Raw genomic sequence first — 20,786 nt, 5'->3', positions numbered from 1 at the left:
CGGCGTGAGTTACGCCGTCGGGGATCCGGACGACTCATCCCAGGTGCGCGGTGAGAGGTCCGGGCGCTGGTGCTCGTAGCCGCTGCTCATCAGCGGCGAGGAGATCATCAGATCTGCCGACGCCACGTTGCACGCCATGGGCACGTTCCACACGGCCCCGATTCGTAGCAAGGCCTTGACGTCCGGGTCGTGGGGCTGGGCCTCGAGCGGGTCCCAGAAGAAGATGAGCATCGAGATCTGACCCTCGGCGATCTTCGCGCCGATCTGCTGGTCGCCTCCGACGGGTCCGGAGAGGAATCGGTGCACCGGGAGGCCGAGCTCGTACTCGAGCATGGTGCCCGTGGTGCCGGTGGCGTAGAGGACGTGCTCGGCGAGGGTGCCGCGGTTGTACTCGGCCCAGCGCAGCAGGTCGACCTTCATGCTGTCGTGCGCGACGAGGGCGATGTGACGGGGTGCGGGTGACGTGCTCATGCGGGCCTTTCGACGAATGGCGCGGCATCGTCGCCGATGGCGGTGGCTCCATTCTCGCCCTCACAGTGCTGTGTGTCACCTCGCGTCAGTCCGGGGTTGCTCCTGTCGCGTGGCGGGGCACCGAGGCGGGATGGGCCACCGGGGAGTGCAGTGCCGCCGCCAGTGCGTCGTGCACGGCCTGCACCGCCGGCCGGGCGCGGGAGCTCGGGCGCGCGGAGGTGAACAGCTCCCGGTGGGGGGTGCCGGGCAGGTCGATCAGCGCCAGCTCGGCCGAGTAGCCGGCCCACACCAGATCGGGGAGGATACCGACGGCGTGGCCCGCGGCGATCAGCCGGATGTGCACGGTCAGGTCGGTGGCCTCGTACCGCACATCCGGCTCGATCCCGGCTGCCCGGCACTGCTGGACGCCCCAGTCGCGCACGATCGCACCCGGCGGTTCCATCACCCAGGGGTGGTCGGCCATATCCTGCAGGCAGGTCACCGTCGTGGCCGCGGCCGCGCACAGACGCACGGGGTCCTGGCCCAGGGTCATGCGGTCCAGGCCCGGCCGCAGCTGGCGGGTCGATCCGGGGTACTCCTCGGCGATCGTGAGGTCGAAATGGCGTGCCTCCAGCTCGAACAGTCCCACCTCCGGTGGCACCACGGCCACTTCCACCCGCAGTTCCGGACGGGAGATGGCCAGGGCGTCCAGTGCCCGCGGCAGCAGAGCGCGTGCTGCTGTCTCCAGGGACGCCACACGGACGGTCTCGGGCCCCGGCTCGAGTGCTTCCAGTGCGCCCCGGGTCGCCTCCTCCGCATCCATCATCCGTGCGGCGTGTTCGGCGACCACCCGGCCCTGCGCCGTCAGCCGTACCCGGCGACCATCCGGCTCCAGCAGCTTCTCGCCGACTTCACGTTCGAGCCGTGCGAGCTGGTGGGAGACCGTCGAGACGCTGAAGTTCAGCGTCTGCGCTACGGCGGTGACCGTTCCGCGCAGCTGCAGCTCACGCAGCAGCCGGAGCCGACCGGAGTCCCACATCGAGTTCCACTCCCGAATCTTCGATCCTGTCGAACGAATCTGTTCTGAAAGTATCACTTTTCATCACAGGTAGCCGGGCACCACACTGGGGCGACATCGAGGTGACCCGTGTTGCCCTGAGCTGACCAGGAAAGGCTGCCTGGGAGCACGGACAGATCGGGAGCACAACACGGGGCCAGACGGAGCGGAATAGGTCTGCAGGCGAAGGAGGGCTGGTGGGCGTGACGACGGAGCCGGCGACGGTGATCGACGAGGCACTGGCGCAGGACGCCATTGCTCAGGTGCGGCGGTGGCTCGAAGCCAGCAAGGTTCATCCGGTCGATCCGGCCGCACAGCGCCTCGCCGCCATCCTCCGCGACGAGAATGGTCTCGCCTTCACCCTCGGGTTCGTCGACAGTGTGATTCGCCCGGAAGACACCGCTGTGGCCGCCCGTGCCCTGCGCGGGCTCGTACCGCTCACCCCACGCCTGCTGCCCTGGCATCTGCGCGCGGCAATCCGGGCCGGCGGCGTCGCCAGCCGTGTGGCCCCGGGGATCGTGGTCCCGGCTGCCAGGTTCGTGCTGCGCCGCATGGTGCGGCACCTCATCGTCGATGCCACGGACCGTAAGCTCGGGCCCGCCATCGCCACACTGCGCGATGCCGACCAGGGCATCCGGCTCAACATCAACCTGCTCGGCGAGGCAATCCTCGGCAGCGACGAAGCCAGCCGCCGCGTGGCCGGCACCGCACGGCTGCTCGCCCGCGACGACGTCGACTACGTCTCCATTAAGGTCTCCTCCACCGTCGCCCCGCACAGCCCCTGGTCCTTCGACGACGCCGTCGACCACGCGGTCACCTCCCTCAGCCCCCTGTTCCGCCAGGCGAAGGAGGCGGGCGGGAAGTTCATCAACCTCGATATGGAGGAGTACAAGGATCTCGACCTCACCGAGGCCGTCTTCACCACCCTCCTCGACCGCGACGAGTTCCATGACCTCGAAGCCGGCATCGTGCTCCAGGCCTATCTGCCCGATGCTCTGAGCGTGATGATCCGGCTGCAGGAATGGGCTGCCCGACGGGTGGCCCGCGGCGGGGCGCCGATCAAGGTTCGCGTGGTCAAGGGCGCGAACCTGCCGATGGAGCGCGTGGACGCCGAGGCCCACGGTTGGCCACTGGCCACCTGGGGCAGCAAGCAGGAATCGGACTCCTCCTACAAGGCCGTCCTCGACTATGCACTGCGCCCCGAGCACATCGGCGCCGTCCGCATCGGCCTGGCGGGCCACAACCTCTTCGACATCGCCCTCGGCTGGTTGCTGGCCCAGCGCCGCGGCGTCACCGATGGTGTGGAGTTCGAGATGCTGCTCGGGATGGCCACCGCCCAGGCGGCCGCTGTGCGCGAGGACGTCGGCGCTCTGCTGCTGTACACCCCGGTGGTGCACCCGCGGGAGTTCGACGTCGCCATCGCCTACCTGGTGCGCCGACTCGAAGAGGGTGCCTCGTCGGAGAACTTCATGTCCGCCGTCTTCGATCTTGGCACCGATGCCCTGTTCGAGCGGGAGAAGCAGCGCTTCCTCGACTCCATCGCCACGATCCCCACCGAGATTCCTGAGCCGCACCGCAACCAGGACCGGAGCCAGCCGGACGCGGGCACCCGGGATAGGGACATTCCGGCACTCGGCTTCCAGAACACCCCGGACACCGATCCGGCCATCGCGGCCAACCGTGCCTGGGGCGATCGCGTCCGGGCCCAGATGCAGCGCAGCACGCTCGGTCTCGCCACGGTCGAGGCATCCGTGATCGACACCCCCGCCCAGCTGCAGGAGGTGATCGACGGCGCCGTCGCCGCCAGCGAGGCCTGGCGCGATCTCGGGGCGGACCGCCGCGCCGAGATCCTGCACCGCGCCGGCGATGTGCTCCAGGCCCGCCGCGCCGACCTGCTCGAGGTGATGGGTTCCGAGTGCGGCAAGGTCCTTGCCCAGGGTGACCCCGAGGTGAGCGAGGCCATCGACTTCGCGCATTACTACGCCGAGCGCGGCCGCGAGCTGGAGACCGTGGACGGGGCGAGCTTCAGCCCTGACCGGCTCACCGTCGTCACGCCCCCGTGGAACTTCCCCGTGGCCATTCCCGCCGGGTCCACACTTGCGGCGCTCGCGGCAGGATCTGCCGTCATCATCAAACCCGCACCGCAGGCGCGACGCTCCGGTGCCGTGATGGTCGAGGCGCTGTGGGAGGCGGGCGTCCCGCGCGAGGTGCTGCGCCACGTCCAGCTCTCCGAGGGCGAGCTCGGGTCCCAGCTGATCGGCCACGAGTCGGTCGACCGGGTCATCCTCACCGGAGGGTATGAGACCGCGGAGCGGTTCCGCGAGATCCGGCCCGACCTGCCGCTGCTGGCCGAGACGAGTGGGAAGAACGCTCTCATCGTCACCCCGAGCGCCGACTTCGACCTCGCCGCGCGCGACGTCGCCACCTCCGCGTTCGGTCACGCCGGCCAGAAATGCTCGGCCGCCTCCCTGGTCATCCTCGTGGGGTCGGCGGCCACCTCGGAGCGGTTCCGCCGTCAGCTCGTCGACGCGGTCACGTCGATGCCGGTGGGCCAGCCCTGGGACGAGCAGACGCAGATCGGCCCGATCATCGGACCGGCCGAGGGCAAGCTGCTGGGCGCGCTCACCACGCTCGAGCCGGGGCAGAGCTGGCTCGTGGAGCCGCAACAGCTCGACGAGTCGGGCACGTTGTGGCGTCCAGGCATCCGTGACGGCGTCCGGCCGGGTTCGCAGTTCCACCTCACCGAGTACTTCGGTCCGGTGCTCGGAATCATGACCGCGGACACCCTCACCGAGGCCATCGAACTGGTCAACCGCATCGAGTACGGCCTCACCAGCGGCCTGCACTCCCTCGACGAGGCGGAGATCGCGACCTGGATGGCTCGGGTCGAGGCCGGCAACCTCTACGTCAACCGCGGCATCACCGGCGCCATCGTCCAGCGCCAGCCCTTCGGCGGCTGGAAGAAGGCCTCGGTGGGTGCTGGTACGAAGGCCGGCGGACCGAACTATCTGACCGGGTTCGGCACCTGGACGGATGCGCCGGTGTCAGTCTCCGGGGCGTCTGACGCCATCAGTCGCCGGGCCCTCGATGCCGCCGCGGACCTTCCGGCCGCCGAACGTGACTGGCTGGCGGGCGCCCTCACCACCGATGAGGCAGCGTGGGCCGGTGAGTTCGGCATCGTGCGCGATGCCACCGGGCTCGCCAGTGAGCAGAATGCGTTCCGCTACCACCCGGAGCCGGCCACCGTGCGCTTCGAGAGTGAGCGCTACGCCGAGCTCCTGCGCGTGGTCGCCGCCGGGGCACGAGCCGGTGCTGCCGTCATTGTGAGCGTCGTTGCCGATCTGCCACGGCAGATCACCGACTATGTGGCAACGGTGGCCGAGCTGCATGTCGAGGACGGCGCAGCCTGGGCCACGCGGGCACGTCGCCTCGCCGAGACGGGCGGGAGGATCCGCCTGATCGGTGGGTCCGCCGCCGAACTGGCTTCCCTCACCCAGGGATCACCAGCCGTCGCGCTGTACACCCACAAGGTGGTCGCCGCGGGACGGATCGAGCTCCTGACGTTCCTGAAGGAGCAGGCGGTCTCCATCACCGCTCACCGCTTCGGCACCATCCGCCGCTACGACATTCCGGCGGTGACTGCGCGGAGCGCGTAGTCTCACAACAACCGAGAAAGGACGACGATGTCCGATCAGACGTATTTGTACATCGCACTCGCGCTCTACTTCGCAGGCATGATCGCCATCGGGGTTTTCGCGGCTCGCAACACCAAAGACCACGAGGACTACATGCTCGCAGGGCGGAACCTTCCGCCCTGGGCAGCCGCCCTCAGCGCCGGCGCCTCGGATATGTCCGGGTGGCTAGTCATGGGCTTGCCGGGCGCCATCTATGTCTCCGGCCTCATCGATGCCTGGATCGCCGTAGGCCTGACGATCGGTGCCTACCTGAACTGGCGGTTCGTGGCACCGCGACTGCGGGCCTACACCGAGGTTTCGAACAACTCGATCACGATCCCGAGCTTCCTGGAGAACCGGCTCAAGGACACGTCCCGGCTGCTGCGGATCGTCTCCAGCGTGATCATCCTCGTGTTCTTCACCCTCTACATCAACTCCGGCATGGTGGCCGGCGGGGTGTTCTTCGAGAGCTCCTTCGGATCGAACTATCACCTCGGGTTGGCACTCGTCGCAATCGTGACCTTGAGCTACACCCTCTTCGGCGGGTTCCTGGGCGCCTCGCTCACCGATGTGGCGCAGGGGCTGATGATGATGACGGCGCTGCTCGTGGTCCCTGTGCTTGCGGTGGTCAGCCTCGGCGGATTCGGTGAGATCGGCCCCGCGTTGGCAGAAGTGGGGCCGGACCACCTGAAGATCTTCGGCGGGGCGGCCGTGACCGGTGGCGTGGTGATCGGCATCATCTCCTCCCTGGCATGGGGCCTCGGATACTTCGGTCAGCCCCACATCATCGTGCGCTTCATGGCACTGCCCAGCCCGCAAGCCGCGACCTCCGCCCGACGCATCGGCATGACCTGGATGGCACTGTCGATGATCGGCGCGGTCGTCTGCGGGCTCGTGGGCCTGGCCTACTTCGAGCGGACTGGGAACAGTCTCGACAACCCCGAGACGGTCGTGCTGGTGATGGCGCAACTGCTCCTGCACCCGATCGTGGCCGGCTTCGTGCTCGCTGCGGTGCTGGCGGCCATCATGAGCACCATCTCCAGCCAGCTCGTCGTCTGCTCCTCCGCGTTGGTGGAGGACCTGTACAAGGTGATGCGCCGTGAGGCCCCCTCACCGAAGCACCTGACAGTGCTGGGGCGCTCCTGTGTGCTGCTGGTCGCGGTCGTCGCGGCGCTGATGGCGATCGTGCCCAATGACACCATCCTCGGGCTCGTCTCCTTCGCCTGGGCAGGGTTCGGTGCCTCGTTCGGGCCGATCGTGCTGCTGAGCCTGTTCTGGCGCAAGCTCACCAACTGGGGGGCGCTCTCCGCGATGATCGGCGGTGCCGTGACCGTGTTCGTGTGGAGCCGGTTCGACACCGGAATCTATGAACTACTGCCGGGATTCATCGTCGGCCTGGTGCTGGCGGTCGTCGTCAGCCGCGCCACCTACCGGCATGACGCGACGATCGAGAAGGAGTTCGACGACACCGGCGAACTGATGGCGATCAAGGTCGGGGCTGGACAAACCCCTGGACCCGACACGCGTAGTGCTGGGATGCCGTCATAGTTCCCTGAAACCACGTGACGGCGAGAGTCGAGGGGTCTCCGGGGACGGCGATCGGTCGCAGATTGTCCTCCCCGGAGTTCTCGGTGATGGGCGTCCATGCCCAGGAGGTTCCGCCGTCGGTGGTACGGCCGTGGAAGATCTCGTGGTGGGCCAGCGCTGAGCCGTCCCGCGGGTCGATCGGCGCCGAGAGGTACAGCGAGTCCAGATCGTAGGGGTCGATCGAGACCAGGCCCGTGTAGTCCTGCTCGTGCGGGAGCAGGTTCGCCCCCGCCGGGGCGAGCGGGAAGATCTGCCAGCCTGCGCCGTCGTGACGGGCATAGACGAAGCGGTGGTCGGAGTAGTTGCTGTTCTCCGGCTCATCGTGGGCACGGGCGGTGAGCACGGCGGCGAGCTGACCTGTCTGCGTGCCGCGGCCCTGCCGGATGTCGGTGGTCCAGGCGTGGGTGAGCGGGGAGTCGGTCAACGTGGTGCCCGTGGCCAGCAGCGTGGTCAGCTCCACCTGGGAGGGGGCCTCGGGGGAGAGGACCGCGGGGTCGGCGACCGTGCCATGGGAGTCGTGCAGCGCGCCGCCGGCGACGTAGCCGTGATAGATCGAGTTGTCGTAGTCGCGCGGGTGGTGGTCGGTGGTGATCAAGTCGATCCGATCGGTCCCGTTCGAGGCGTACCGGGTGTACCCGTTGACGTACCCGATCTTCGGCCGGGTGAAGAGCTTGCCGCCGTAGCGGAAGGTTTCGCCGTGATCGTCGCTGATCAGGATCGAGGGGTCGTCGTTGACCGCGCGCGCGAAGGCGTAGAGGCGGCCTTCCTCGGCGAGGTAGTGCAGGTTGGAGTAGGTGGCGCCCCGGCCCTCGGTCAGCTCGGTCCAGTCGAAGGTCTGCTCCGGGCCCCATTCGGTGGCGTCGTGGGGGCGGGTGGAGATCCGCCAGCGCTGGAAGTTGTCGCTCTTGTGCTTGGTGTACATCGCCAGGTATCGCCCGTCGGGGCGGATCCACAGGGCGGGATCGTTGTGGTCGTCGACCTCGAGGTTGGCGTGCAGCACCACGATCTGGGAGGCGCCGGAGCTCAGATCAACGACGGCGAGCTCGATGTTGCCGGAGCGGGCCTGGCCTCCCGCCCCCTCGGCCGCGGCCACGGAGCCGATCAGCATCGTGCCGGTGACCGGGTCGATGATGGCGCGCTCATCCTGGAACCAGCACCAGGCTCCGTTGTCGTTGAAGGTCTGGATCTGCACCGGGGTCTGGATCTGCTCTGAAGCCATGGAGGGAGATTCTGCCAGGTCCTCCTCGTGTTGGATAGCGTTTACCGACGTGCGGTGTGGTGCGCGCGGTGACGGGATCGACACGGCTGCGTCACCCTACGGCGTGGTGGCGCTGCGCTCTACGCATCTGTGTCGATCAGGTCGTGCGAGCATGACGCCATGCCGCCCGAACTTCCACCTGCCACCTACTCCATCGACGATGAGGATCTGCGGGACCGGCCCGATGACGTCGAGGCGGCACGGCAGCGGGTAGCGGCGCTCGCCGCACTCGGCGAGGACGCAGATGCCGAGCGCATCGGCTGGCTGCGGATGCTCAATGAGCTGGAGGAGGCTGAGCGGCTCGGGTGGGCAGCCCTGGCGCGGGCCGGCGGACCGTCCGATCCTGCGCTGCTGCGGGAGGGGGACGAACAGCCGGAGGCGATGGGGGTGCGCGAAGGGAGCGGGCCGCCGGAACGGTCCTGCGTGCTGCCGGTGGCTGCGATCGGGCCCGCCCTCCGGCTGGCTCACGTGCTGCAGTGGCAGCGGCGATTCGCGCTGGCCGACCTGCTGTTCCGTCGCGCGCAGCACTCGGCAGAGTCTGCGTGCGGGACGGCGGAGCCCGGCTCCCGACAGGAGCGCGTCACCATCGCGATGAGGTACTTCGCGTGGCAGCACGGGGGCAAGAGCCTGTTCGACCAAGGTCGCTACGACGAGGCGTTGGAGTGGTTCCTCACGGCCTTGCGACTGCGTCAGGAGGTGGGGGCGCCCGACGATCAGCTCGCGTCCACGCGTCAGGCGATCGCTGCGACCCGCCGTCGTCTGACGGAGCGGCGCTCGGGGCGCTGAGGTACGGAGGAACCGCGGTATGGTGCGGATAGATGTTCGCCTTGAGCGAAGGGGACTCAACTTTGGAACACAGGGGCCGCCGTCGCCGTTGGACAGGGTGTACGGCGGGTGAGGTGCCCGCCGAGTGCCCTTGGCCCCACGGGGCCACCGACCACAGGAGGTCTGCGATGAACCTGATGTTCGACCCGTTCCGTGACTTCGACCGCCTCGCCGGCCGCGGCCCGCGCTGGATGCCGATGGATCTGTACCGCGTCGGTGACGACTTCGTCGTTGACATCGACCTGCCAGGGGTTGCGCCCGACTCGATCGATCTCGACGTCGACGGCAACATGCTGACCGTGCAGGCAGAGCGAACTGTCGCCCAGCCCGACGGCGGCAAGTGGCTGGCCCAGGAGCGCCCGTCCGGTTCCTACCGGCGTCAGCTCACCCTCGGTGACGGCCTGGACGTCGAGGCGATCGCCGCCAACTACGCCCACGGCGTGCTCACCCTGCGGATTCCCGTGGCCGAGCGTGCCAAGCCGCGCAAGATCGAGGTGCAGACCAGCGATGCCACCACGGAGGCGCCGCAGGTCGAGGCAGGGCAGGGCGCCTGATCGCTCCCTCAGCGACGAAACGCCGCGTCCGGTGCATGGTGATCGCACCGGACGCGGCGTTTCGTCTGCCGCTCGTCAGTAGGGTCAGCGGATCGCAGTGACCTGGTAGCCGGCCTCGTCCACAGCCGCGCGAATGGCTGCCTCCTCCACCGGCGAGGTCGAGGTGATGGTCACGGGCGAGGCCTCGCCCTGGTGCAGGTCGACGGAGACGTCAGAGACGCCGTCGATCTCCTTGAGTTCTGCCGTCACGTGGGCAACGCAGTTGCCGCAGGTCATGCCGGTGACGTCGATCGTGGTGGTGGTCATGGTGGGTCCTTTCGGTGTCAGGAACGGACGAGGCGTGCGATGGCGGCGCTGGCTTCCTCCACCTTCGCGGCCCCCTCCTCCGGGGAGCGGCGTGCCGCATCGACGACGCAATGGCCGAGGTGGTCCTCGAGAAGTCCCAGGCCGACGGCCTGCAGCGCCTTCGTCACGGCAGAGATCTGCGTGAGGACGTCGATGCAGTAGGTGTCGTTCTCGACCATTCGCGCGATCCCGCGCACCTGGCCCTCGACCCGTCGCAGCCGCTTGAGATAGGCCTCCTTCTCCGGGGTGTAGCCGTGGGCGGAGGTGTCGGGCTCCACCGTCTGCTCGGTCATCGCATGCTCCCTGCATCGTCCTCGTCTCGTCCGCCCATGGTACCCCCCGAGGGTATGTCGACGCTACCCTCGTCGGCGCTGTGCAGGTCTTGTGCAGGTCGCACAACGGAATGGTCACGATCGCTTCGAGCTTGGTATCGATCCGGCATCGGGCCCGGGTTCGCGCCGATCGCTGCCCTACCGTGAATCGCATGACGACGACCCGAGGTCTCCCTGCGCACGGAACCTCCCGCACCCACCGGGCCGTTGCCACCACACTCGCCGCGGGTGCACTGGCAGCCGGGCTGGTGCTGATCCCCGAGCCGGCCGCGGCGTGCGGATGCGGTGCTGCCGTGGCGCACGAGGGTTACGACATCGCCGTGGACCGGGAGGAGGCGCTCGTCGCCTGGGACGGAGAGACCGAGGATGTCATCCTGCAGCTGGACATGCTCTCCGAGGCCGATGAGGCAGCGTTGGTCATTCCCACGCCCGCTCCCGCCGATGTGGGACTGGTCGACCCGGCCGTCTTCGACGCCCTCGAGGAGCTGATCGCACCGAGTGTCGAGGTGGACTACCGGTGGTGGCCGCAGGGAGGTGGCGGCGCTGGCGGGTCCGACGGCGCGGCGCCTTCTGGCTCCTCAGTGGACGTCATGAGCACGGTCACGCTCGGGCCACTCGAGGTCAGTGTGCTCTCGGCCAGTGATGCCGACGGCCTTGCTGACTGGCTCGACGCCCACGACTACGTGATGAACGATGCCGTGGCCGAGGCGTTGCTGCCTTACGTCTCCGAGGGCTGGTACTACGTCGCGGTGCGGATCGCCCCCGAGTCCGAGGTGCTGGCAGGCGAGATTCAGCCGCTCCGGCTGACATTCGACTCCTCGGCGCTCCTCTACCCGATGCGGATCTCCGCGGCCGCCACGCGCGAACAGTACGTGCGCACCTATGTGGTCACCGACCAGCAGGTACAACGCACCGATCCGACCTGGGACAGGGAGACCGGTGAGCGACGGTTCGCAGGCCCGCTCGAACCAGGGCAAACCGCTGATGAGACGCTCGCAGGACTGGTGGGCGACGGCGCCTATCTGACCGTCTTCGACCAGCGCTTCGACGATCCCAGCGAGCAGATCGTCTCCGACTTCACCTTCGCCCCCGCTCCGGAAGCCGGCGACCACCGCGAGGTCACGCACGTCACCCGGATGCGGGAGATTCTCGGACTTCCCGCCGGTCCGGTGCTGGTCGGGCTCGGCGGGTTCGCGCTCTTCGCCGGGCTGGTGGCGGCCGCTGTGATCCGCGGGCGGCGTTCGAGCTCCTGACCGTGCAGAACTGACGGCTCCTGGCGACGCTGTGCCAGATGAGGCACGGATGGGCTGAGCGCCGTCAGTTCTGTACCGGCGACATCGAACGCGAACCGCCGACCGGTCACCTCGGTGACGTCGATCCCGACACCGGGCGGGTGAACCCTGCCGTCGCACAACGGATCCGCGCCGTGGCGGCCGAGCTCGGCTATCTGCCCAACATGCACGCCCACGGTCTGCGCACGAAGCAGATCAGCACCTTCTCGGCGCCTATCACGGGTACCCCCAGCATGCGCACTGAGTGACTTTCACAGACCGCAGACTCCTCCACCGAGGCACCGCCGATGCATGGGTTGTACCGGTGGCATCTGCCGGACCTGATCTACTTCCGCGAGGACATCCGGGTGGCCGTGCACCAGATGGCTGAGGTGGGACGGTCACAACGGACGGCTCCCAGCAACTCATTGCCAGTCGGAGATAGGTGGGGCTGCTCTCGCGCCGACGGTCGACAACTGGTGAGGAGATCAGGGCCTGGCTAGATGGGGAATCGCGTCGGTGACTCCCTGTGCGACCAGCTTCTTCACGGTCCTACCCGAGAAATGGGATCGTGGGTAGGACCGTGAAGAAGGAACGGGCATCCCAGGCTCTGGCGCATGATCAGGCGAGTGGATGCCGCGAGCTCGATCTCAGACGTCAGCGGTGAACAGGATCCGCTGGGAGCGACCGTAGGTCTCCGCGGTGCGAACTGTCAGATGTGCTACTCCATTGCTGATCGAGAGGTCGATGGTGTCGTCAGCGCGGGTGACCCGCAAGGGCAGGCCCGGCGGAAGCGAGACCTGAACCTCGACCACGTCGGCGTCACGAGCGGGATCGGCGACAGAGATCTCGAATGATCCGCCTGCACCGGGCTCGCCCAAGGTCGCTACGGTGCACGGCGCCTCGGCTCGGATCGACTGTCGTCCATGGCGGACTTCGCCGGCTGCGTGGAAGGCGGCCGCAAAGTAACCCTGGCCCGGTGCCGCCACCGCCTGACGATCAGCTTCGTTCGCCACGACCACCGCACTCGGGGACTCCGCCAGATCTGCGAGATCCTGGGCACTGATCCTCGGCAATAGGTGATAGGCGAATGATGCATCCGTTGGCATCCGTCCGTGATCCAGCCACGCGGTCTGGTACGTCCGGATGATAGGAGTGTCGTCCTCGCGTTCCCTGATGCGATGCCAGTCCCCGGTCCGCTCGTCACACGTCAGATCGAAGGTGCGTTCGCCGTCGAGCATCAGATAGCCCGCTGTGCCGGGTAGATGTGCTGTGGTGCCCACGATCGCATCCCGCCATCCCGGAACATCGGAGCCGGATACCGGCACGCCATCCACCGACCACGCCGGGACATCGTCCCCGGGCACCTTGCGGTTCTCGAGGATCGTCTCGATCGGGTAGGTGTCAGGGGTGGGTTCGTCGAGCTCTATCTCCAGGTAGGGAGCGGTGGATGTGCTGCTGGTGCGGCCGCGAACCTTGACGTTCAGTCCGGTGCCGTCCGGCGGGTCCTCCAGCAGGACGACGCTGAGTGTGTCTCCTGCGGCAAGTAGCTCCCGGACGTGTTCGGTCATCTCAACCGCGTGCCAGCGGGGCTCCTCGACCACGTGCACCGTCGCCAACCGTTCGCCGGTGGGTGGGCGGTTGTTCCAGGTGATGGTGTTCTCGACCCATTCCCCATCGACCGCGTGAACCTCGACATCCATCTCCGTGCCGCCGCTGTCATCTACGTCAGCATTGAAATACAGCGTCGCCGACCTGATCCTTGCGGGGAGGTCGGCCAGGGAGAATTGGAAGTAGGTCTCGCGGGTGTAGGAGGCACTGCTCGATTTCCGCACTGGAAGGTAGCCTGCCGTGCTGTAGTTGTTGTCTGCGTAGGTGCCGCCTCGAACATAGGCGTCTCCGAACGCCGAGACGCGCTCCACGATCGGTGCGTTGATCCCACTGCCGAGAGCGACGATGCCATCGTCGAGGAAGAACCACGACAGGGTGGCTTCCATCGATGATCTCCAGTTGCGCTCGCGCGCCGTCCAGATCGCATGGGTTCCGCGCTGAGCCGGTGGGTTCGGTTCACCACCAACCACGCAGCCGCCGACCATCGGAGAGAAACCGAGCATCGAGTCCAGGCCACCACCGTTGAGGATGGGTCGGGGTTGGCTGTCGACTGTTGTTCCTGGAATTCGGTAGGGATCGACAGTGGGCCAGAAGTTGTCGTCGAACTGCGCGACTTCCTCGTTCTCCAGGTAGAGGCCGAGGAACCCGTCCCCATGATGCCAAGCGGTGCGGTTCTCTCGGTTCATCACCTCGAACTTGTTGATCCGCGTGCTCCCGATGGCCACGTTGGCCGACCACCCCGGCCGTTGGTGAACCACCCGGTCCATGCCCGGGAAGGTACGGGATTCGATCGGTTGTGGCTGAATCGGTGGCGCCAGCGCCTCCGCCTCCTCGATCAGCGCCAGCAGCGGCAGCGCGGCACTGGCCCTGATGTCGTAGTGCCGGGATCGCTCGATCCAGCCGAGGCAGAGTCCGCGCCACCGGGCGGCCGTCTCTGGGTCAGCCTGGCGCGCCAGCCTCAGCGCGCTCGAGAGAATGACCTGACCGTCACCGGAATCAGAGGACGAGGGATAGGACACGGCCCGGCCGCGGAGCGAGGCAGCCAGCTGCCCGTTGAACACCAAGGGCGTGTAGGCGTCGTCGATCGACCGCAGAAGAGCGGCGACCTGCGAATCGGCCATCTCCCATGGGGTCTGGGGCATCAGCGACACCAAGCTGGAAGCCCCGTTCAGGTAGGAGCATCCGTACGCACCGGTGTAGGCCACCTGGTTGTGCTGGACGAACGACCCGTCGGAAAGCAGACCGTTTCCGGTGTCGCTGACCTCCAATGCCGGGAGGAATGTCTCGATGCCCAGCTCGATCCGATCCGGGCGCCGCATCAGGATGCCCTCCAGGATCACGGCCCGGCACAGGTTGATCCGGTTGGCGCCGCTGCTCACAACTCGGCGTGGGCTATCGGGTGGGTAGTTGAACCCCGGATCGGGGACGAAGTGAGCCATGGCGTCGCACAGGGCCGCTCGTAGATCCGCGGGCACGACCTCGTGACACATCGTGAGGATCTCGATGATCCTGCCGGTCGAGCCGATTTCCCAGGTCCACCAGTTGTCATACTCGGGCTGGTCGACGTTGTACACGAGATCGTTCATGGTCTGCAGACCGGTCACAATCTGGTCAGCCAGCTCGGACGACCCGGTGTACCGGCCGCCGGGCACGGCGAAGGCGTAGGCCATGGACCGCAGCCCGGTGAACGATGCACTCACCGGTGCTGAACTGGATGTGCCGGTGATGTTCAGGTCGGCGAACACCCCCTGGGAACTGGGAGAGAACTGGTCGAGCCGCTCGTCGCAGGCGTCGTCGTACCCGGCGACGATGGCCGCCACGGCCGGATCGTCGGGATCGACCGTACGACTGCCCACCAGGTCTGCGCGGAAGCGTTCCCGGACGTACTCGTAGTCGTCAGTCGCCCAGGCCGGTCTGGCACCGAGATGCCCCAACGCAGCGGTGGCACCGAGTGCGGCACCGACACCGAGGAGGGTGCGTCGGGAAAAGGCTACTTCGTTGTACACCATGGGATATCACTCTCCGTTGTTGTTCATTCCTTCGAGGTACTCGCCGCAGATCTGGGCCACAGCGGAATTGCGATGGTCGGGGCGACGTTCTGGCCGCCATCGACTGGCTTGATCGCGTTCGAGGGCAGGTCGCCGAAAGATGTCAGCCGAAAGTCACTTGATGCCGACGTTCGCGAAGCCCTGAACGAAGTACTTTTGTGCGAATAGAAAGATCACGACCATGGGGAGCGTTGCCATGGCGGTTCCCGCCATCATGAGATTCCATTCGGCGGTGGTCTCCTGGCGGAATCCCGCAAGACCCACTTGAACCACACGAAGTTCCTCGCTGTAGGTAACGAGCAGTGGCCACAGGAAGTTGTTCCACGAGCTCTCGAAGCTCAGTAGTCCGGCGGTCAGGAATGCTGGGACGACCTGAGGTGCGGAGATCCTGGCGAAGATTCCAACCTCGCTGAGTCCATCCAGCCTGGCGGCTTCGATCAGCTCCGTCGGTACGGAAGTGAAGAACTGCCGGAACAGGAAGACCGAGAAGGCGGAGACCCCACCGGGAATAATGAGAGCCCACCACGTATCGATCCAACCGCTACCACCTTGGCCGAAAATGTCATTACCCCCGAACAGCGGCATGAATCGAACCATGAGGAACTGAGGGACGATCGTTGCGTAGCTGGGGATCATCATCGCCGCAAGAAACCCGCCGAACAGCCACTTGGCCCCCGAGAATCGAAGCTTGGCGAGTGCGTAGCCAGCTGCTGACGCGTACGTCAGCGTCATCACGGTGTGACCGACGGCGATGAGCAGGCTGTTCCGTGCGTAGATGTGAAATGGTGCGGCTTCGAGTGCGCTGGCGAAGTTGCTCCATTGCCATTCCTGCGGCAGCAGGCTGCCGCCACGTGCGATCTCACCGTCAGTCTTCAAAGCCGTGAGCAGCATCCACAGGAATGGAACCAGCATCAGCAACGAGACGACGAGTAGGATCGTCCAGGCAACTGAGCGGGCCACAGTGGCTCGCCGTCGTGCGAGCAACGACTCCCGGTTGTCTCGATCCATGCTCACGGTGGCGAACTCAGTGGGCATCGGTGCCTCCAACAACTCGCCGCGAAAAGATGGCCAGGAAGATGAGGAACGTGAACAGGACTATCGACTGAGCTGAGGCATAGCCCATTCTGGATGCCTCGAACGCCGATAGGTATATTTGATAGGTGATCACCGTGGTCGCGTTCGCCGGACCGCCGCTGGTCAGGATGAAGATCTGATCGAAAACCTGGAACGACTGGATGATCGAGGTGACGAGCACAAAGAAGGTGGCGGGGCGGAGCAGGGGAACCTTGATGTGCAAGAAGCGCTGCACCACATTCGCTCCGTCGATCCTTGCGGCCTCGTCCAGATCAAGAGGTAGGCCCTGAAGGGCGGCCAGATAGATCAGCATCTTGATGCCGATCCCTTGCCAGATCAACATCACGATCACTGATCCCAAGGCTAGGTCGGGATATCCCAGCCAGGACACCGGGCCGATACCGAAAATCTCGATCGCCTTGTTCAGCAAACCCGTGCTATCTGGGTTGTATATCCATAGCCATACCACCGCGACCGCGACGGTTGCCGTGATGTGCGGCATGAATACGGCGGTACGGAAGAATCCTTGTCCCTTGAGTCCCTGATTCAGTAGCAGGGCTATGCACAGGGCGATCGTCATGCTGACCGGAACGGCAACTCCAGTCATGATGAAGGTGTTGAGGACGGCCGTTCGGAAGGATTCTTTTCCGAAAGCTTCGACGAAGTTCTCGAAGCCGATGAATCGCGGCTTCGCGGGTAGTTCATAGCGAGTGAAGCTCAGGATCAAGGCGACGATCAGTGGCAGGCCGACCCAGATGAAGACGTGCAGGCCGGCTGGCGCGACGAGCAGCCAGCCGGCCTGGCGTTCTTTGCGGTGCAACCGACCACGCGTGAGTTTCGCAGCCGGTGTACCAGAACGGGTACGAGTTGGCTGTGGATGGGTAACGGTGTTCGTCATGCCGAGCGGTCAATCGCTTCCTGGGCCATCGCGTTGGCCTTCTCCATCACGACCGGAACCTCGGTCTGTCCCACCAGTGCCTCCTCAAGGATGGGGTTGAGTTGTCCACGGATCTCCATCCAGGCCTCGCTGCCTCCTTCGTAGGAAGCGAACTCCAGAGACTCGACCCCATACTCGATGAAGCGGTTCTCTTGGAGAGATGCGCTCTGCTCAAGCACTTCGTCCGTGGCCGGCACGGCACCTCTGATCTCACAGATCTGCTGCATCGACGAGACTCCAGAGAGGTGCTTGACGAAGGCATCGGCGGCTTCGGCGTTGCGTGACTGAGCACTCCTGGACATGAGCGTGCCGCCGAGGAAGATTGATTCCCGGACGTTCTGCATCCGGAACAGGATGCTGCTTTCCTCGCTCACGAGCTCCGGGGCGCCCTCGCTCCAGTCCGACCAAAAGGTCGTGGGGCACACGCTCATGCCGATATTGCCACCGAGGAACGGGTGGGGACTTCCCTCAGCGGGCTTCAGGTCCCACGACGTCGAGCCGTCCTCGATCAGGTCGACCAGGAACTGCATGGCTTCGACACACTCCGGTGAGGTAAAGAGTGCCGTCGTGCCGTCGGCGTCGAACATCGACCCGCCGTTTGCGCCGATCGCCATCGCGAGGAGCTGCCGTGCGGCCCCGGCACCGTTGATGATGATGCCCCACTGCTTGTTGCTGCCCGATCCGCCGGTCATCTCCTTCGCGGCTTCGCGGAACTCGGCGAAGGAGGTGGGCGCCTCAGAGATCCCGGCACGATCCCACAATTCGCGGTTGCCGACGAAGCACCGGGTGTCAAGGAACGATGGGACCGCGTACAGACTGCCCTGATACTGGCAAGGTCCAAGGACCGCCTCGGGGTAGTCGCGCCCCTCCATGACGGAGGCGTCCAGCTCGGCGTAGATTCCCTTGGCAGCGAAGGGCTCGACCCACCCCATGCCTGACATGATGACGTCTGGAATCACGCCACTGGCAACGGCCACAGTCAACTTCTCGTTGAGCTTTCCATAGTCGGTGTGGTCAGTGGTGACCGTGACATCTGGATAGATCTCGTTGTACTCGGCGACGATGGCGTCGTAGACGGCCTTGTGGTCGCCGCTGGAAAAGGCGGGCGTCAAGACGGTGATCTCACCACCGAGGCCCCCTGCTGAGCCTGAGCCCGATGGCGAACCAGACTCACTGGCACTACAGGAGCTCAGCAACGTTCCCGCACTCAGGGCGCTCGCCCCGACGATCAGCGAGCGGCGTGAAATATCCATGATTCTCCTTCGAATGGCGATGGACAGCGCTTGCCCAGCGAGCACAACCAGCAACTGCAAGCGGTTGCACTCGGCGAGCATAGCCACGCCTCGGTCAGTTATGCAACCGATTGAAGTGAATCTCTTCGACAGGCGATGCCCGTCCCGGCGTCAGGGTGGCGGGCTGACCGACCTGCAACTGCAAGCGGTTGCAGGTCCGCCGTGTTTGCCTTTAGGCTGCGCTGAGTCCACGGCATACGTGGCAGCTACAGCGCCGACGCGTGGTTGCGTGCAGGTCGGCACTCTCGCTGATGCCAGCGCCGTGTGGGGTGACCAACGCGATCACGTCTGATCGCTTGGTGTAACTGATTGAATCGAAAGGAACACGATGCTGCCGACCGATGTACCGGACCAAGATTGCCGCGTCACCGTGGGTGCGGGGGTGCAGGAGGCCGCAGGCGCAGCCGCACGCACCGTTGCCGATGCGATCGTCGACGCGGTCCGACGGCGCGGAGTGGCGCGGGTCATCTTTGCGAGCGCTCCGTCGCAAGAGGCGATGCTTGCCGTTCTGGCTCGGGACGAACGCATCGATTGGTCGAAGGTCCGCTCGTTCCATATGGATGAGTACCTCGACCTGGCGATGGACAGGCCGCAGGCCTTCGGTCAGTGGCTGGCCGATCGTCTCCCACTCGCGGCTCTCCCTGGATTCGAGCGCATCCGCGCGGACACTGAGGACGGCGCCGACGAGATTGCCCGCTACGGCGCGCTGATCACCGCGGCGCCGGTTGACGTGACGTGCCTCGGTGTCGGCGTCAACGGCCATATCGCCTTCAACGAGCCGGGTATCACCGACTTCGCCGACAGCGCCTGGGTACGCGAGGTGACGTTGGACCTGGTATCCCGCCAGCAGCAGGTCGACGACGGACTGTTCGCCGACGTCTCGGACGTCCCTGCTCGCGCCCTCACGCTGACGGTGCCTGCCTTGGCCTCGGCCTCGCTGATGGTGTGCACCGTGCTCGGTGCTCAGAAGGCACCTGCTGTGGCGCGGGCACTGACGGGCCCGGTGGAGAGCGCGTGCCCCGCCAGTCGATTGCAGGATCATCCGCGTGCGCTCTGGTTCCTTGATCCCGACGCCGCGCGGGAACTCAGCACGACTCCAGGACCAGGCGGACTGACTGCTTCGTCGTCGATGGCATGACTACCCGGCGGCCCGTGCCAAGATCAGGCTCCGCTACCGAGGCAAGGAGTGGGATGTCGAACAAGCCGGAGCGCTCGCTCGGCGACTATCAGCTCCCGAGGCTGTGGGGACCGGTCAGCGACCGCTCCCCAGAGGCCTGGCGTACGCAGCGGGCACCACAGATCGTCGAGGCGTTTGCTGCGAATGTCTACGGCCGTACGCCCAGTGGGGGCGGCGTAGAGGCAATTGTCGAGAAGTCTCGTGTCGATGACGCCCTTGATGCGACGGCGGTCCGCCGTGAGCTGACCATCACGGTCAGCGGCCCGCGCGGCAGTCGAGACATCTCCATGCTGCTCTTCCACCCGAGCAACATCTCCGCTCCGGCGCCGGTGCTGCTCGGTCTGAACTTCCAGGGAAATCATTCCACTACCTCCGACGAGGGTGTGGCGCTCAGCCGAGCGTGGGTCAAGGCGCCTGCTCCCCGAGGCAACCAGGCGCGCAGGTGGCCCTACGATCAGGCGATCGCCCGCGGCTACGCGGTGGCCACCATCCACCACGCCAGCCTCGAGGAGGATCGTCCCGGAGCGGCGGCAACGGGCGTCAGGGGTCTGTTTCACACCGCCGCGCAGATGGAACGTGACCGTCAGCCAGATCACTGGGGCGCGATAGGCGCCTGGGCGTGGGGCCTCGCGCGTGCGCTCGACGCCATCGGCAGCCTGCCAGAACTGGATGCGCGCAGAGTCATCGTTCATGGCCACTCGCGGCTAGGCAAGACCGCACTGTGGGCAGCCGCCCAAGATCAACGGTTCGCCGCGGCCATCAGCAACGACTCGGGGTGCGCAGGGGCGTCGCTGTTCCGGCACCAGGCCGGGGAGAACATTGACATGATCACGCAGAACTTCCCGCACTGGTTCTGTGAAGCGTTCAACCGGTTCCAGCACGCCGAGGCGTCACTGCCCATCGATCAGCACCAGCTCCTCGCTGCTATCGCGCCACGACCGGTCCATATTGCGAGTGCTGACCTCGATGCCCACGCCGATCCTCGTGGGGAGTTCCTCAGCACTGTGCACGCTTCGCCAGTGGTCGAACTGTTCGGGGGGCGCGGCACTGTGGCCACGGAGGGTGCCATCGACGTGCCGGCAGCGGAGGCAACAGCCGTCGAGATGCCTCCGATCGGTGTGCGAGCAGGGCACCAACTCTCTTACCATATCCGCGCCGGTGGTCACGATGTCCTCGCTGAGGATTGGAAGCACTTCATGGACTTCGCCGATCAGAACCTTCCCGACGTCTCCTAGCCTCTCCGGGGTGGCCGACGACTGTGCTCAGAGCAACTCGTCCGGTAGTGCCCAGTGCT

Annotated in this window: 17 protein-coding genes; 8 read left to right on the top strand and 9 right to left on the bottom strand. The window is 66.1% G+C overall.

The features are described from left to right. Window positions 1–9: 9 nt before the first annotated feature. Window positions 10–471: a methylglyoxal synthase gene (locus IM660_RS18820; protein ID WP_193497282.1), complete on the bottom strand. Its 462-nt coding sequence runs from the start codon at window positions 469–471 to the stop codon at window positions 10–12. An 85-nt stretch (window positions 472–556) separates the two neighbouring features. Further along, window positions 557–1,489: a LysR family transcriptional regulator gene (locus IM660_RS18815; protein WP_193497281.1), complete on the bottom strand. Its 933-nt coding sequence runs from the start codon at window positions 1,487–1,489 to the stop codon at window positions 557–559. A 212-nt stretch (window positions 1,490–1,701) separates the two neighbouring features. Between IM660_RS18815 and IM660_RS18810 the strand changes: the two genes are divergently transcribed. Together IM660_RS18810 and putP are read left to right on the top strand one after the other, a co-directional pair. Next, complete coding sequence (locus tag IM660_RS18810; protein WP_193499520.1) at window positions 1,702–5,163, top strand: bifunctional proline dehydrogenase/L-glutamate gamma-semialdehyde dehydrogenase; 3,462 nt, start codon at window positions 1,702–1,704, stop codon at window positions 5,161–5,163. Between the two features lie 27 nt (window positions 5,164–5,190). Continuing rightward, window positions 5,191–6,729 (top strand): sodium/proline symporter PutP, encoded by a 1,539-nt coding sequence (gene putP / locus IM660_RS18805; RefSeq protein ID WP_193497280.1) that lies wholly within the window; start codon window positions 5,191–5,193, stop codon window positions 6,727–6,729. Here the strand turns inward: putP and IM660_RS18800 are convergent. Further along, window positions 6,668–7,987: a BNR-4 repeat-containing protein gene (locus IM660_RS18800; protein ID WP_193497279.1), complete on the bottom strand. Its 1,320-nt coding sequence runs from the start codon at window positions 7,985–7,987 to the stop codon at window positions 6,668–6,670. The two genes, putP and IM660_RS18800, sit on opposite strands and share 62 nt — an antisense overlap. Window positions 7,988–8,146: 159 nt before the next feature. Here IM660_RS18800 and IM660_RS18795 point away from each other — a divergent pair, with 159 nt between their 5' ends. Both IM660_RS18795 and IM660_RS18790 read left to right on the top strand, forming a co-directional pair. Next, window positions 8,147–8,812, top strand: coding sequence for a tetratricopeptide repeat protein (locus IM660_RS18795; RefSeq protein ID WP_193497278.1), 666 nt, complete (start codon window positions 8,147–8,149; stop codon window positions 8,810–8,812). A gap of 167 nt (window positions 8,813–8,979) precedes the next feature. Next, window positions 8,980–9,405 carry an Hsp20/alpha crystallin family protein gene (locus tag IM660_RS18790; RefSeq protein WP_193497277.1) on the top strand — a complete coding sequence of 142 codons (426 nt, stop codon included), beginning with the start codon at window positions 8,980–8,982 and terminating at the stop codon, window positions 9,403–9,405. Between the two features lie 84 nt (window positions 9,406–9,489). Here IM660_RS18790 and IM660_RS18785 read toward each other — a convergent pair whose 3' ends face one another. Both IM660_RS18785 and IM660_RS18780 read right to left on the bottom strand, forming a co-directional pair. After that, the gene (locus IM660_RS18785) at window positions 9,490–9,711 is read right to left on the bottom strand and encodes a heavy-metal-associated domain-containing protein (protein WP_193497276.1); all 222 of its coding nucleotides are present in this window, start codon (window positions 9,709–9,711) and stop codon (window positions 9,490–9,492) included. 17 nt (window positions 9,712–9,728) lie between these two features. Further along, window positions 9,729–10,043 (bottom strand): metal-sensitive transcriptional regulator, encoded by a 315-nt coding sequence (locus IM660_RS18780; protein ID WP_193497275.1) that lies wholly within the window; start codon window positions 10,041–10,043, stop codon window positions 9,729–9,731. A gap of 191 nt (window positions 10,044–10,234) precedes the next feature. Here IM660_RS18780 and IM660_RS18775 point away from each other — a divergent pair, with 191 nt between their 5' ends. Together IM660_RS18775 and IM660_RS18770 are read left to right on the top strand one after the other, a co-directional pair. Then, window positions 10,235–11,335, top strand: coding sequence for a DUF2330 domain-containing protein (locus IM660_RS18775; RefSeq protein WP_193497274.1), 1,101 nt, complete (start codon window positions 10,235–10,237; stop codon window positions 11,333–11,335). 38 nt (window positions 11,336–11,373) lie between these two features. Continuing rightward, window positions 11,374–11,622: a helix-turn-helix domain-containing protein gene (locus IM660_RS18770; protein WP_193497273.1), complete on the top strand. Its 249-nt coding sequence runs from the start codon at window positions 11,374–11,376 to the stop codon at window positions 11,620–11,622. 381 nt (window positions 11,623–12,003) lie between these two features. On the opposite strand, the gene IM660_RS18765 is transcribed toward IM660_RS18770, so the two are convergent. The 4 genes from IM660_RS18765 to IM660_RS18750 all read right to left on the bottom strand — a co-directional run bounded on the left by IM660_RS18765 (window position 12,004) and on the right by IM660_RS18750 (window position 18,276). After that, window positions 12,004–14,973, bottom strand: coding sequence for a polysaccharide lyase family 8 super-sandwich domain-containing protein (locus tag IM660_RS18765; RefSeq protein WP_193497272.1), 2,970 nt, complete (start codon window positions 14,971–14,973; stop codon window positions 12,004–12,006). Window positions 14,974–15,126: 153 nt separating this feature from the next. Then, window positions 15,127–15,972: a carbohydrate ABC transporter permease gene (locus tag IM660_RS18760; protein WP_246465034.1), complete on the bottom strand. Its 846-nt coding sequence runs from the start codon at window positions 15,970–15,972 to the stop codon at window positions 15,127–15,129. Between the two features lie 64 nt (window positions 15,973–16,036). Next, on the bottom strand, window positions 16,037–16,984 hold the full coding sequence (locus IM660_RS18755; RefSeq protein ID WP_193497270.1) for a carbohydrate ABC transporter permease: 948 nt from the start codon (window positions 16,982–16,984) through the stop codon (window positions 16,037–16,039). Next, complete coding sequence (locus IM660_RS18750) at window positions 16,981–18,276, bottom strand: extracellular solute-binding protein (RefSeq protein ID WP_193497269.1); 1,296 nt, start codon at window positions 18,274–18,276, stop codon at window positions 16,981–16,983. The genes IM660_RS18755 and IM660_RS18750 overlap by 4 nt, the downstream gene beginning before the upstream one ends. A 367-nt stretch (window positions 18,277–18,643) precedes the next feature. On the opposite strand from IM660_RS18750, the gene IM660_RS18745 reads away from it, so the two are divergent. Together IM660_RS18745 and IM660_RS18740 are read left to right on the top strand one after the other, a co-directional pair. After that, window positions 18,644–19,453 carry a 6-phosphogluconolactonase gene (locus IM660_RS18745; protein WP_193497268.1) on the top strand — a complete coding sequence of 270 codons (810 nt, stop codon included), beginning with the start codon at window positions 18,644–18,646 and terminating at the stop codon, window positions 19,451–19,453. Window positions 19,454–19,506: 53 nt separating this feature from the next. Further along, a complete protein-coding gene (locus IM660_RS18740) occupies window positions 19,507–20,727 on the top strand; it encodes a glucuronyl esterase domain-containing protein (RefSeq protein ID WP_193497267.1) in 1,221 nt (406 codons plus the stop codon). Window positions 20,728–20,786 lie beyond the last annotated feature (59 nt).

The sequence above is a fragment of the Ruania alkalisoli genome (genome assembly GCF_014960965.1).
Classification (GTDB): domain Bacteria; phylum Actinomycetota; class Actinomycetes; order Actinomycetales; family Beutenbergiaceae; genus Ruania; species Ruania alkalisoli.
The sequence above is the reverse complement of the archived record's forward strand: the minus strand, read 5'-3'. Positions and strand labels throughout refer to the sequence as shown.